10 protein-coding genes are annotated in these 14,031 nt (G+C 38.0%); 6 read left to right on the forward strand and 4 right to left on the reverse strand.

All coding sequences use genetic code 11. The features are described from left to right. The first annotated feature begins 169 nt into the window (after positions 1-169). The 3 genes from BM141_RS05605 (at position 170) to BM141_RS05615 (ending at position 7,523) form a co-directional block, all read left to right on the forward strand. Positions 170-5,515 carry a beta strand repeat-containing protein gene (locus tag BM141_RS05605; protein ID WP_091541464.1) on the forward strand — a complete coding sequence of 1,782 codons (5,346 nt, stop codon included), beginning with the start codon at positions 170-172 and terminating at the stop codon, positions 5,513-5,515. A 93-nt stretch (positions 5,516-5,608) separates the two neighbouring features. Then, positions 5,609-6,382: a 2OG-Fe(II) oxygenase gene (locus BM141_RS05610; protein WP_091541467.1), complete on the forward strand. Its 774-nt coding sequence runs from the start codon at positions 5,609-5,611 to the stop codon at positions 6,380-6,382. A gap of 88 nt (positions 6,383-6,470) precedes the next feature. Further along, positions 6,471-7,523, forward strand: coding sequence for a DUF4421 family protein (locus BM141_RS05615; RefSeq protein WP_143090814.1), 1,053 nt, complete (start codon positions 6,471-6,473; stop codon positions 7,521-7,523). 177 nt (positions 7,524-7,700) lie between these two features. Here the strand turns inward: BM141_RS05615 and BM141_RS05620 are convergent, their stop codons facing one another. Continuing rightward, on the reverse strand, positions 7,701-9,230 hold the full coding sequence (locus BM141_RS05620; RefSeq protein WP_091541471.1) for a S8 family serine peptidase: 1,530 nt from the start codon (positions 9,228-9,230) through the stop codon (positions 7,701-7,703). Positions 9,231-9,320: 90 nt separating this feature from the next. After that, positions 9,321-9,533, reverse strand: a complete 213-nt coding sequence (locus BM141_RS05625) for a hypothetical protein (RefSeq protein WP_091541474.1) — start codon at positions 9,531-9,533, stop codon at positions 9,321-9,323. Between the two features lie 340 nt (positions 9,534-9,873). Between BM141_RS05625 and BM141_RS05630 the strand changes: the two genes are divergently transcribed. The 3 genes from BM141_RS05630 (at position 9,874) to BM141_RS05640 (ending at position 12,963) form a co-directional block, all read left to right on the forward strand. Then, complete coding sequence (locus BM141_RS05630) at positions 9,874-11,205, forward strand: Gfo/Idh/MocA family protein (protein WP_245763994.1); 1,332 nt, start codon at positions 9,874-9,876, stop codon at positions 11,203-11,205. A 174-nt stretch (positions 11,206-11,379) separates the two neighbouring features. Further along, a complete protein-coding gene (locus BM141_RS05635; RefSeq protein ID WP_091541476.1) occupies positions 11,380-11,832 on the forward strand; it encodes a DUF2214 family protein in 453 nt (150 codons plus the stop codon). A 21-nt stretch (positions 11,833-11,853) separates the two neighbouring features. Further along, the gene (locus tag BM141_RS05640; RefSeq protein WP_091541480.1) at positions 11,854-12,963 is read left to right on the forward strand and encodes an NAD(P)/FAD-dependent oxidoreductase; all 1,110 of its coding nucleotides are present in this window, start codon (positions 11,854-11,856) and stop codon (positions 12,961-12,963) included. A 6-nt stretch (positions 12,964-12,969) separates the two neighbouring features. Here BM141_RS05640 and BM141_RS05645 read toward each other — a convergent pair whose 3' ends face one another. Then, positions 12,970-13,542, reverse strand: a complete 573-nt coding sequence (locus BM141_RS05645; protein ID WP_091541483.1) for a hypothetical protein — start codon at positions 13,540-13,542, stop codon at positions 12,970-12,972. A 35-nt stretch (positions 13,543-13,577) separates the two neighbouring features. Continuing rightward, positions 13,578-13,829, reverse strand: a complete 252-nt coding sequence (locus BM141_RS05650) for a hypothetical protein (protein ID WP_143090815.1) — start codon at positions 13,827-13,829, stop codon at positions 13,578-13,580. Positions 13,830-14,031 lie beyond the last annotated feature (202 nt).

Below are 14,031 nucleotides of genomic sequence, written 5' to 3' on the forward strand. Positions count from 1 at the left end.
ATAAAATCACTGAAGGAATTTAATGCGAGTACAATAGTGTTTGGTATAAATCCAAGATAATATGTGAAAAAAACGTATTATCTTTGTTTTTCGTTAAGGTAGTATTCACTCAGAGTTGCAAAAGGTAGAGTTTTTACACAGTTTCATGTTTTGAAAATATTTAAAAAAAATGAATATAAAGTTTTACGAAAAGATAGATTTCAAAAACATATACGTATTGATTTTTATTGGGCTATTATTTAGCATTAGTGATAAAAGCTATGGACAGTTACTCATGCAAAATTTTAGCAGTTCTGCAACGGTCAGTGATTACGTAAGTACTACCCCCAACAATACCCAATTTACAAGCATCAATGCGACCACAGGCTCTACCGTAAGTATAGTAGGAGAAAGATTAGAATTTGCGAGGACATCAGGTGGCGAAGGGTGGTTTTCTCGTTCTGTAAGTTTTTCTACCGTACCCACTACGCTCATGGTACAGTTCAACATGGAGGCAATGACTACAGGAGGGACGCAGACAACCGCCTGCTTAGTAAAAGTAGGCGACGGCTTAAACGATATAGGCACTCCCTTAGATGCCAATACGACTATTTTTGCACGTTTTGGCATTAATTTTACAGCCACGGCAGGACAGTTTTCCCTTAGAAACATTGACGCAGGAATGAATAGCGGCAACTTTACAGGAAAGCAAACCATTACTTTTGTCATGAATAAGTCTGGAGCAAATCTGACCTATGTTGCCCCGACAGGAACTAACCGAACTTTAGCCAATAATGCTTATGATGTTTACATAGGGACAACTTTATTTATCAATGCAGCAGCGGCACTGACTCCTACGGTTGATTTGGCTAACTTCAAATTTAACTTTCGTTCTACTATCAATAATACCTCTCTGAGAATAGATAATATCTACATCAATAGCCTTAATGGTACAGGTAGCTTACCCTCAGGGACTTTTTCTATAGGGGAAAATACTGGTAACTTCACAAGCATAACTAACCCTGGCGGTATTTTTAATGTGCTAAACAATCTGGGCAGTATCCCTACAGGTGGCTACACTTTTCAAGTTACAGAAAATCTTATTGCTGAAACAGGGTTAAATCCTTTGCTTCAGATTAGTGGTATGGTATCGGGGAATGAGGTGAAGATAGTGCCAAACTCTGCTGATAATAGACTAATCTCTGGAAATGTAAATGCTAACGATGGCTTGATAAGACTAAACGGGGCTGATTATGTAATCTTTGATGGAAGTTTTAATTGTGTAAGTAATAGCACGAGTAGATGTACTGAATACCTTACTTTTAGAAATACTAACAATTCAAACTCTACTAACAATGCTGTTTTTTCATTTAGGAACGAAGCTACTTATAACATTATCAGGAACTGCATTATAGAGGGAGCAACTCAGTCAAGTAGCAACAATGCAGGAATTATTGGATTCAAAGGCAGTAGCAGTGGTACTGAGGGCAATAGCTACAATACAATCCAATTCAATAGAATAAAAAACGCTCCAAGCAATCTACCAATGCAGTGTATTACCTCTTCTAATAACGGCGGAGCAGTCATCAATAAAGATAATCTAATAGATAACAATTACATCTATAACTTTTTTGGAAATACAACAACAGCTAATGTAACGAGTAGTGCCATCAATATCAGTAATGCAGACAATTGGACAATATCTAATAATCACGTTTATCAAGAAACTACTTTAATTACAGGCACTGCTGGTTCTCCAAGTAGCTATACAACGATTTTCTTCATTAATAGCGGAGCGCATAGCATTACAGGTAATTATTTGGGAGGGAGTCAGCCCTATTGTGGTGGTACGCCTTGGACGTTTAATAGTGGTGGTAGTACAACGGTTTATTTTAGAATCCAAGCAATCAGATTAGCTGTAAGCAACTCTGCCATTACTACTATACAAAATAATGTAATTCAGAATTTTTCAATGACAAGCCAAACAGTAGATAACATCAATGATGTAAGTTGGGTAGGTATTACAGGAGGAGGCAGACTAAGCATCTTAAACAATACATTTGGCATACAAAACTCAACAGGCTCTATTACTTTCAATAATACCGCTTCTCGTACAAATATAAGCATTAGAGTTATTGATTTGACGACAACGAGTCAAGGTGTAGCTATTAACAACAATGCTATAGGAGGAATCACTGCCAATAATACAGCTAACGGAAGTATAGACGTAATGGCTATTCGGGTAGCTTACTCAGGGACAGATATAGTTAATATCAATAACAATGTCATAGGCTCTCAGACTACAATCAATAGTATTCAAGTACCTGCTACTATCTCTGCCTGTTTTATTCGTGGTATTATTAACAACTCTACCAATGGGATAGTATTTATTCAAGGAAATCAAATTGTGAATTTAACGAATCATTCTACTAATTCAACTGCTTTCGTCAATGGGATTGAGCAAGTGAATAATAGTAATGCTGTAATTTCTAACAACCTAATTTATCAATTATCAAGTGAAAGCACAGCGACAGGTGTAAGTGATAATACTTGTGCCGTTAGTGGTTTATACTTAGTAGCTACCACAAATCCAAATTTTACGGCAAATGATAATACAATTTATTCGCTCGCCGCAAATAATTCCACTAATACAAGTTCAACAGCAACAGGTATTTTTCTTTCAGGTGGAGTTAATGGACATATCTATAACAATAAAATTTATAATATCATTAACAAAGCGACAGGTACTGCACCCATCGCCGCAGGCATCATCGCAAGAAACATAGGTACAGGCTTATACATTTACAACAACCGTATTTCTTTGGGCTTACAACCCGTAGTAGGAAGTGGCACTTCCAACCCTGACCCTGCCATGTACATAGGTATTTGGAATAACTTTAGCAGTGCCAACAGGTTATATGTCATTTTCAACTCCGTCAATATTGGAGGAGCAGCAAGTGGCGGGGTTTACAAGACTTTTGGTTTTTTCAGAGGAAATAATCCTTGGGACGCTATGCCTGATGCTTCTTTGGTTACTACTCCTCTGCAAGTGTATAACAACATTTTCCAAAATGCTCGAACAGGAGGGACTGGTTCACACTATGCCATCGGTATCCAAGATATTACTGCTCCTGACCAAGCTCCTTGCCCTACTTTTACCACCGATTACTCTCCTGATTACAATGTTTACTATGCTTCCACCGCTACTAACTTAGGCGAAGCAGGGGGAGTAGCCAAAAACTTCGCCAGCTGGCAGACAAGTTTTACTCCTAACATAGATACACATTCTTTTGATGCCTCGCCTTCGGGTGTACCTATTGCCTTTGTAGATGTAGGTATTGCCGATATGCACTTGACGGTCAATGACCAACGTCCTGATGGGAAGGCACTGCCCATAGCTACTGAATTAGGCTTCCCTTTGACAATTGATTTTGACATAGATGGAGAGTTTCGCCGCTCTACCGATGCGGGAGCAGATGAGTTGGAGCAGACCATGACTTTCATAGGTACTTCACCTAACGACAATTGGCACGACCCTAACAATTGGTTGGTAGTGGGTTCTATGCCTGAGAGAAATATCGTCCCTAACTGCGCTGACAACGTGATAGTTCCAAGTGGGAAAACAGTAAGGGTATATAACGGCGGAACGCAAAACCCTACCAACGAACCCGCTTTGTTTTATACCTTGACTATTCAAAATGGAGCAACAATAGAACTGCAAAATGGTACAGTAATGAATAGCTGTTGGTATAACGATGAGCTTGCTATGAATCAGGTGCATAAAGGAGAATTTCAAAACAACGGGGTTTTCATAGCCAATGGAGGAACGCTTAACATCGCAGGTAGATTTACTGACAATGGTAATTTCCAAAAAGGTACAAGTACAGTAGTCATGAACAAAGACCGACCTACGCTCAATTTAGAGTGTTTAGAAAAATATATTCATGCAAGAAATGACGACTCCAAAGTAAGCAACATTAGAGGTACAGCTCATACTAACTTTTATAACTTAGTGATTTACTCCAATGAAAGTTTGGCAAGTAATAACACCACCAAAGACGATGCTTTTAGTGGAAATACCACCATTGTAGGCTCAAAAAATGTCTTTGTGGGCGATGCTACCAGCGACTTGGGCTATTTGGATATTCAAGGGGTAAACTTAGGCTCAGGAGGCTGGCTTAACCTCAATGGAAATAAACTCACCTTAGAAGGAGATTTGACAGAAAACAATGGAACTATCACAGGTTCAACTACTTCAAAATTGCATATCTTTGGCAAAGGAAATCTGACAGGTACATTGAAGTTCACTGACATAGACACTGACGGATTTGAGGATTTTGAGGAGGTGGTGATGAACCGTACTAACAACGGCTTGGCAGTTTTAGGAAATAAAAGTGTGCGAATCAGCAATATAGGTTTTTTAGACCTAACTGCGGGAAGGCTAAAAACAGGAGTAGTACCTACAACCTTTGAGGTAAATGTAACCAATACCAATGCAGGAAGTTCCGTAATCAATTACAACCCTTTGGGATACAACAATAGCGGTTGGGTTTGGGGCAGACTAAGGCGTTCTATCTTAGGAACGGCAAGCTATAAATACCCTATTGGCGATGGCACTCGCTACCAACTCATTGATATTGATATTACTATGGCTTTGGGGACTACCTCCAATATCTTAGGCTACTTTAACCCCAATGATGCGCCGGGAAGCGTAAACCTCACCGAAGGTGGTATTACCTACAATAGCCTCTGTACCAACGGCTTTTGGGAAATGACGCCTAACATACAGCCCAGTAGCGGGAGTTTCAATATCAATCTTTTCCCAGTGAATATTACTTGTATAGGCGCGCCCATAAACTTTGCGAAAAGTCCGTCAGGAGCGGGAACGTACAGTTTTGGAGGGAGTTTGCCTGTTACTCCTATTAGGCGAAGTGGATTTACTAATTTCTCGGATATTACACTTATTTCGCCTTCTGTAATTCTGCCTGTGGAGTTGATTTCTTTCCAAGCCCTTGCCCAAGAAAACGCTGCTTTGCTCACTTGGGAAACCGTTTGGGAAAGAGGTAATGATTACTTCGAGGTACAAAAAAGTACAAATGGCAAAAACTTCTTTGGCATTGGCAGAGTGCAAGGAAAAGGCACATCACAAAACAAAAACTTTTACCAACTCATAGACAATGAACCTTTTAAAGGAATCAACTATTACCGATTGAAACAAGTGGACTTAGACGGCAAAGTCAATTACTCAAAAATTATTAGCTTGTATTTTAGTGGCGGTGAGGAGATATTTAATATTTTCCCTAATCCTTCCACCGACTTAGATATTGCTATTTTGCTCTCAGCAAAAGCAGGTAACTTGCTTCATATCAAAGTAATAGACGCTAATGGAAAAAATATATTTGCAGAAAATCAGGTCTATATGGGAGATAAAATATCCTTGCAATCAGATAGGCAGATTGCCAAAGGCATTTATTTGGTAGTGGTTCAGAATATTACGACGGGTAGCATACAAAGCAAAAAGCTAATAGTGGAGTAAGACTAAAAAACTTTAACTAAATTCACTATTTTTGGAAAAGTAGGTATTAATTTTGGGAAAGGTTTATCAAGCAAATTTCTAAATTTTTAACCAATGGATTTTATAAACTATTCATTATTAGAAAGCAAAAAAGAACAACTACACAAGGAATGGCATAATGCTCAACCTTTTCACTATATTGTATTCGAGGATTTTTTTACTCCCGAAGCCGCAGAACTCATTTTACAAAACTACCCTACTACCGAGCAAGACGGCTGGGATAATACGACCTATATCAATCAGCGCAACAAATTTAGCATGACTAAGTTCACTAACTCTGTTATACAGCAAGCATTCAACGAGTTAAATTCAGCGAAACTTCTGCAAATAGTGGAGTACATTACAGGTATTCAAAACTTAGTGCCTGATGAGAAACTCTTTGGAGGCGGTTTGCACCAATCTATCAATGGCGCATTTTTAGATGTTCACGTGGATTTTAACTATCACCCCGAAACTAAGTACCATCGCCGTATGAATATCTTGGTCTATATGAACAAAGATTGGAAAACAGAATACAACGGCTACTTAGAACTTTGGGACATGGAAGCCAAAAAACAGTTAGCTTATGTAGCCCCAAATTTCAACCGTTGTGTTATTTTTGAAACCAATGAGATTTCGTTTCACGGACACCCTAAACCACTGAATACACCAGCAGGTATCAGTAGAAAATCCTTAGCAGCTTATTATTATACCAAAGAGCGTCCTGAGAATGAGGTTGCTAACGACCACAATACCATTTATGTAAATACAGAAGGCACAGGTGGGCTATTGAAAAACCTGAAATCGGGATTAAAAGCTTTGGTAGAAAGAGTAACACCTAAAAAATAAATAATAGATTTGTGTCCACCTTATTGGGTTGCGTGCAAGTAAGTTGTATGAAAACCCGATTTTGTATCCGTATTACGCTTAAACTTTTTTGTTTAGATTGATAAAGTTCATGGGTTTTCTTGTGCTTTTTTTAGTTTTTTTCTTGGAATTAAAAGCTCAAGAATCTGCTACAACAAAGAAACCTACTTACTACGACACAACCTATATTCGCCAATATCGTAACAAGTGGTGCATTACGTTTATTGGCAGTAAAAGAGATTTTTTTATAAATATTACCAATCCACTTTCTTCTAAGCAAACCTTGACCTATTCTCCTAAAAATCATTATGGCTGGGGCATAGGGCTTGACTATAAATGGTTTACCTTAGAGTTTGTAAAAAGAGTAAACCTGAATACTTCGCCTGCTCAAAACTATCTTTGGAAAAACAATTTTGGGATTCGCTTAGGGCTAACTCGCCAAAAAATATGGTTCAATTCATTTTACCAACAGTATAAGGGAATGAATGTAAACTTTGTAGGTGATTCTTTGGATAAAGTTAGTATAGCCAATCTACCTACCTCTCGGAATGATATTTTTACCTATTCTCTGCACCTTTCGCTCAATTATGGATTCAATCACCGCAAATATTCGCAAATGGCGGCACTTTGGCAGATAGATAGACAACTAAAAAGTGCAGGCACGGTAATAGCCGGGTTATCGAGTTTTATTTATCACATCAAGGCAGATTCTACTTTAGTCCCTACCAAACTCAATCGGTATTTTAACCGAGAGTCGCAAGTAGTGAAGTCTGTTACTAAAAAGATAGGTATAAATATAGGTTATGCTCATAATTTTATTATTCGAGAGCAGTTTTTTATTCATTTGAGTTTTATCCCTTCTATAGCCTACCAATATAGGCGATATGATTTAGTGAAAAGCGAAGACCTCATAGCCAAAGGCTTATCACTTTCTACAGAAGCCCGCTTTATTATAGGATATAATGGGGAAAAATGGTATGGAGGCTTTGCCCTCACCAATTACTCCTTTACGGAAAATAGCCCCGTCAAAGGAGCAGGAGCAGTGCTTACTTATAACTTTTTTAGATGGTTTATTGGTTTTCGCTTCAAGCCTTTGTTTAAAACACCTATTTTGGATAGATAGCAACTATGATTCCTTTTTTGTAAGGTCAAAGATGCTTAGAGTGTTCATCTTAATAGAATTTACAACTTTAGGCTTAGTAACGACATGAGGTTACAATATTGCCTCTGTTGAGGTCTGTGTGCTTTTTATAAAAATCCTCAGCCAACAAACTATCTTACTAATATGGTGATATTTTACCTACTTTACCTGCAAAACTCTTTCTACAGCCTTAGCAGGTTGGATAAAGTTTCCTGTTTTCTCTGTATCTTGCGTAGCTATACCAGTTTCTTTGAGTATCTGGTAAGCAGTAGAAGTATCTAAGTCAGGATAGATAGCCTTCATCAAACCTAATAAGCCAGCCACATAAGGCGTAGCCATAGAGGTTCCACTCAAAAACTTGTACTCATTTTTAGGGAAAGTAGAGTAGATATTTACTCCGGGTGCAGCGATTCCCATTTTCAAGTCTGTAATATAATTAGAAAATTCTGCTTTTTTCAATCCGTCTTCTACTGCTGACACAGCAATCACCCCTTCAGCATTAGCAGGAGAAAACTCTATGGCGTTCTCATCTGAATTTCCCGCTGCTACTACTACGACTGCTCCAGCTTTATTTGCGTATTTGATAGCTTCATTGTAGGCTTTTTGGCTTCTATCGTCTGAAGGTCCGCCCAAAGACATAGAAATTACGTCTGCCCCTTTGTCAGCCGCCTCTATGATACCACCAATTACGCTTTCTTGTGTTCCTCCACCCCAGTCATTCAGTACTTTGATACTTGTAACTTTGACAAACTCATTGGTAGGGGAGAAAGAAGCTATCCCTTTGGCATTGTTAGAAACAGCGTTGGCAATACCTGCGCAGTGCGTGCCATGACCTACTACGTCCTCATTATAGCTATTATCAGTAGAAACAAAATTGGCATTTAGGTCTTCGTGTTCGCTATCTACCCCTGTATCCAAAATAGCAATTTTTGCTACCTTCTTTGGCTTTAAATCGTTATCTTTCAGTACTTTGTAAAGAGCGTCCATCTGCATTGCCTTAAAACTCCAAAGATTTGAAAGAGCGGGGTCATTGATACCATAGTCATTGTTGTTTCTTTTTGCTTCATATCCTTTAATTGGGGAAGTTTGTATTACTTCATTCTGCTCTACCCAATCTGCATAGCCACTTGTCATCAATCTTTGTGAAATTTCTTGGAGTTTGTCTTCATATTTTTCAGGAACGTCCAATACATAGTAATCATCTAAGGTAGAATATTCGTTATGGCGAAGGTGAGGGAAGGCTTTGCGATAGGAAATTTGATACTCGTCAAAAAATGCTTTAAGTTCATAAATTTTTCTATCATCTCCTAAATCCATAAGTAGTTCGCCGTCTGAATCAAGTTTGACAGACGAGTTGATAGAATGATACATTTTAAGTGAAATATCAAAGACAAAAAACTTAATTATCAAAAGTACAATCCCGAAAAGCGTGAACAACACCTTAGATTTAGTAACAAAATTGTTGAACAAAATCACCAATATCACAAAAATCGCTACATCTAAGGGTACTAAGAAAAGTAGTTCGAACAGTAACCCCCATTTACCGAAAACTAAGGAAATAAGGTAAGAAATTAAGGCAAGCCAGAAACCCTTGCCCACAAAAGAGGTAGAAATGTTCCTTTCCTTAAACAAGAACCAAAGTCCTGTGAAAAGAACAAGAGCGGAGAAAGTGATAAAATGAAATATCATGTTATTTTATGTTTAATATTTTTTGAATCTTAGCTGAATAACTAACGTATTAAAAATGACTATTCTTATTAAATGGTAAAAAAAATTAACTCATAACTCATAACTCACCACTCTTATTGGTTTTCCCCACATAAAAATTGAAAATCCTTCTTCTACTTTCTCAGCAATAACTTTGACTTGTAAACCTTCTTTTTGCAACTGGGCGGGCATATTGGTAACGCGCCACTTGCCATTATTTCCATCTATAATTCCCCAACAACCAGTGGCAATATTTTGATAAACTACTTTTCCCTTGATTTCCATATAGTTTTAAGTATGAATATTAGTTAATTTTTAAAACTTGTAAAAGTAAGTCCAATAGTCATAATGATTTAACGCAATTTATTGAAAAATGATTTAAAAAAATCCAATTTATTCACTAACTTTTTCAAAATTAGGCATAAGGCTTAATAATTTAAGCAATTATATGAGCAAATTGAAACGTGCTTTTATTCAGTGCGGTAGGCATGCCGGCTTGTAGTGAATAGCTTACATAAAAAAATAACTTGTTGATTCCTATTTCTAAGCCTAAAATTGTATCTTGCAAACGATTGACGTAATACAGATAGTTCAAAGATTTATCTCAACTAAAAGTTAGTAAAATATGAAGGAAAAATTGAAAATGAATGTAGAAAACTATACGCGCAGGGATTTTGTAAAAACTTCTGCTTTGGTAGCAGGTGGAATCTTGACCTTAGGGGTAGAAAAAAGTGCGTATGCGGCTGGTAATGATGTTATTAAAGTAGCCCTGATAGGTTGCGGTGGTAGAGGCACAGGGGCGGCAGTGCAGGCGTTGCGTAGCAAGCAAAACGTAAAGTTAGTAGCTATGGCTGATGCCTTCAAAGACCGTTTAGACGAAAGTTTTGCCAATATTCAAAAGTCTTTCGGAGGCGATAAGAACAGAGTAGATGTCCCCGATGCTAATAAATTTGTAGGTTTTGATGCTTACAAAAAGGCAATTCCTTTGGCAGATGTGGTGATTTTGGCAACGCCTCCGGGCTTTAGACCTGCTCATTTTGAGGAGGCTATCAACGCAGGGAAGCACGTTTTTATGGAGAAACCCGTAGCTACTGATGTGCCGGGAGTACGTAAAGTATTGGAAATGGCTGAGATAGCCAAGCAGAAAAAACTAAACGTAGTAGTCGGCTTGCAAAGGCATTATCAAACCAACTATCGCGAAATGATGAAGCGTATCCAAGACGGAATGATAGGGGAAATTACCTCTGCTCAGGTATATTGGAACAATGATGGCGTGTGGGTAAAAGAACGACAAGCGGGACAAACCGAAATGGAATACCAAATGCGTAATTGGTACTATTTCAACTGGCTGTGTGGCGACCACATCGTAGAGCAACACATTCATAACATAGATGTTGTAAACTGGGCAAAAAATGCTTACCCTATCAAAGCACAAGGTATGGGGGGAAGGCAAGTTCGCAACGGAAAAGACCATGGGGAAATTTATGACCACCACTACGTAGAGTTCGAGTATGCTGACGGGACTATTATGAATAGCCAATGCCGACATATTCCGGGTACAATGTCCAGAGTATCAGAATTTTTACAAGGAACAAAAGGTAAAGCTACTACCAACGGTGGTACAATTATCATGGACTTGAAGGGAAATAAACTTTGGGAACACAGAGGCAAAAGCGACCCTGACCCTTACCAACAAGAACATGACGAGCTTTTTGCGGCTATCGCCAAAGGCGAGTTCCTGTTCCAAGATGCGGAAAACGGAGCAAAAAGTACTATGACAGCTATTATGGGAAGATTAGCCACTTATTCAGGGCAAGTTATTGTTTGGGAAGAGGCTATGAAATCAGAAATCAGCCTGATGCCCAAAGAACTCTCTTGGAATGCTAAACCTTTGGTACTCCCTGATGAAAATGGATTCTATCCAATAGCCGTACCAGGTAAAAGTAAGGTGATTTAGAAGTTTTTTTAACCTTTTTAAAATAACTCTGTAAGGAGAAATAGGCTACTTCTTGCGGAGTTATTTCACCATAAGTTATTTTAGAAATTTCTACTACTATTTTTCTAACTGAATTGAAAATTAACTCAAACAACTTCTAAGATATACCGATTGAACTAATTTTTCAGTTATTTTATGCAGTTATACCTCGAAATTACAGTCCGTTACATTCACTTTATCAGCGTATTTACCATTGTAGGTACGCTTGCCGCAGAGTGGGTATTGCTAAAAAAGGAAATGCTGCCCCAAGAGATTGCTCGTATAGGGAAAATAGATGCGCTCTATGGGCTAAGTGCCATTACACTTTTAGCCGCAGGGCTGACACTTTGGTTTTGGATAGGCAAACCTGCTGATTTTTACAGCCAAAATTGGATTTTTTGGATTAAAATAGGCTTGTTTTCTACCATAGGCATACTTTCCATTTATCCTACTGTATTTTTTATCAAAAATGGGAGAAAGACTTTGCCTAATACGCCTATCCCGATTCCCCCACTTGTCCGCCAGTTGGTTTTGATAGAACTTTTGCTTTTATTGCTTATTCCTATCTGCGCTTCTTTGATGGCAAAGGGAGTAGGTTACACTCCTTAAATTATTCAAAATAAAATAGTTATGGAATACGATGTGCTGATTGTAGGTGGAGGTTTGGCAGGTTTAGTCAATGCTAATTTACTTGCCCAAGCAGGTTTAAAAGTTGGCTTAGTAGAAAAAAACGAGTATCCTTTCCACAGGGTTTGCGGGGAGTATGTTTCCAATGAAACCCTCCCTTTTTTGCAAAGCATTGGTTTTAATCCCTTTGACTATGGGGCGGTAGCCATCAAATACTTTTGGCTGACTTCGCCCAGAGGGAGTGAATTGAAAATGAGCTTAGACATGGGCGGTTTTGGGCTAAGCCGATATGTGTTTGATGAAGCCTTGTATCAATTGGCATTGCAAAAAGGCACTCATTTTTTGTTGAAAACCAATGTGCTAAATATTAGAAAAGAAAATGAAATTTTTATTTGTCAAACCAGCACCAAAGGTGAAATCAAGGCAAAAATGCTTATTGCCGCTCATGGAAAACGAGCAAACTTGGACAAAGAAAGAGCTTTTTTCAAACAGCGTTCTCCCTATATTGGGGTGAAATACCACCTTCAGACCGATTTTCCAGAAGATTGGATTGCCTTGCATAACTTCAAAGATGGTTATTGTGGCATCTCGCGAATAGAAAACGGGAAATATTGCCTTTGCTACCTGACTACGAGAGAGAACTTGAAGGAGTGCGGAACGATAGAGGAAATGCAGGATAAAATTCTGAAGCAAAACCACTTTTTGAAAGAAATCTTAGAAAAAGCCACATTTTTATACGACGCTCCCAAAGTAATTAATGAAATTTCCTTTGCTCCTAAAACTTTGATAGAAAATGACTTACTCATGTGCGGGGATTCCGCAGGCATGATAGCTCCTCTTTGCGGAAACGGCATGGCGATGGCGATTCACTCAGCAAAAATTTTATCAAACTTATTGATTCAATACTTTGATAAGCAAGTAGATAAACTTACTTTGTTTGCAAAGTATCAATCTGAGTGGAATACACATTTTAAGTTTCGCTTAGCTTTGGGCAGAACCGTGCAACGTTTTTTTGGTAGCCCTTTACTTACCGAAGCAATGGTCAGATTTTTTAAAAATAGTAGCTTTTTAGCAAGGCAATTGGTAAAACAAACGCATGGAGAGGTTTTTTAAAGTTTTTTAGGTAAGCGAAATGCGTCTGGAAATTTCATCATTGATTTTTTGGAAAAGTTTGAGCGGGTGCATAGTTCGCCAATTGACCGTTTCCAAAGCCCCTCCAAAGTTGATGTAATAATCTATGTTGTATTTTTTCCACTCCTCCAAGACAAAATCCCTGAACCCAATCGCCGTAATCCACCCATCTTCTACATCGTCAAACCATTCTTCGTAGTAGCAATCGTCAGAGCCGTGAAAGTTCAGGATATTTTCTCCAATGATGATAAAATACTTAATTCCTTGCTTGGTAAGGTAATCTATCACATTGCGTTTGAGGTGCATGATGTCATTGTGCAGGGTATCGTTCCACTCACCCATCAGTTCGATGATAGCCACGTTATGCCTGTAATCGGTGTAAAGAACCTTCAGATACAGTGTTTCTGAGCCTATCTCGTCCCAGTAAGGGTGAATATAATATCCATAAATATCATTTTTGTACTCTGTAAAGTCGTAATGCTTTCCATAGAAAGGGGAACGCTTGTCATCAGCAGCAGAGTAAATACTTTCCCACCGATAAAATGGCTCTATATCGTGCATAGGTACTTTTTTCTAAAAATAATCCAAACAAAAGTTTACTTAGTATAGGTACTGCTCCCTATTTTCAACAAGTCCAAATCGATTCCCCCCACAATTGTTTCTACATTTCCTACTCTTTCTTTAAGTTCTTGATTTTCCGCTTCTAACTTATTAATTTTTTCCAAGAGCATCTGTTTTTCTCCTGCACCTAAGTTCTCTATTTTCATCTTTTGAATTTTCACGTAAGTACCGCAAATAATTGCAATAATCCCCGTCATAATGCCTAAAATTGGAATAAGAATGCCCATAATCATCTTATTTTTATATAAAAAATTAATTTTAGGGTAAAGGTACTAAATATTTTTCACCTAATTTTGATTTTTTGGGCATGAATTTGCTGTTAAATTTGATAAAAAGTTGTTTTACAAATAGGTATTTTTTTTAGTTTTGCACAAAACAAAGAAGCAAGCCCGAAAAAGGAATAAAATAATTTTTTTACTTGTACGTTAG

This window comes from Thermoflexibacter ruber, from assembly GCF_900113045.1.
GTDB classification, from domain to species: Bacteria; Bacteroidota; Bacteroidia; order Cytophagales; family Thermoflexibacteraceae; genus Thermoflexibacter; species Thermoflexibacter ruber.

Bases quoted from the DNA above. Each gene is read 5' to 3' on its own strand.
- BM141_RS05605 (WP_091541464.1), top strand. From the start codon at position 170: ATGAATATAAAGTTTTACGAAAAGATAGATTTCAAAAACATATACGTA.
- BM141_RS05610 (WP_091541467.1), top strand. From the start codon at position 5,609: ATGGATTTTATAAACTATTCATTATTAGAAAGCAAAAAAGAACAACTA.
- BM141_RS05620 (WP_091541471.1), bottom strand. From the start codon at position 9,230: ATGATATTTCATTTTATCACTTTCTCCGCTCTTGTTCTTTTCACAGGA.
- BM141_RS05625 (WP_091541474.1), bottom strand. From the start codon at position 9,533: ATGGAAATCAAGGGAAAAGTAGTTTATCAAAATATTGCCACTGGTTGT.
- BM141_RS05630 (WP_245763994.1), top strand. From the start codon at position 9,874: ATGAAGGAAAAATTGAAAATGAATGTAGAAAACTATACGCGCAGGGAT.
- BM141_RS05635 (WP_091541476.1), top strand. From the start codon at position 11,380: ATGCAGTTATACCTCGAAATTACAGTCCGTTACATTCACTTTATCAGC.
- BM141_RS05640 (WP_091541480.1), top strand. From the start codon at position 11,854: ATGGAATACGATGTGCTGATTGTAGGTGGAGGTTTGGCAGGTTTAGTC.
- BM141_RS05645 (WP_091541483.1), bottom strand. From the start codon at position 13,542: ATGCACGATATAGAGCCATTTTATCGGTGGGAAAGTATTTACTCTGCT.
- BM141_RS05650 (WP_143090815.1), bottom strand. From the start codon at position 13,829: ATGGGCATTCTTATTCCAATTTTAGGCATTATGACGGGGATTATTGCA.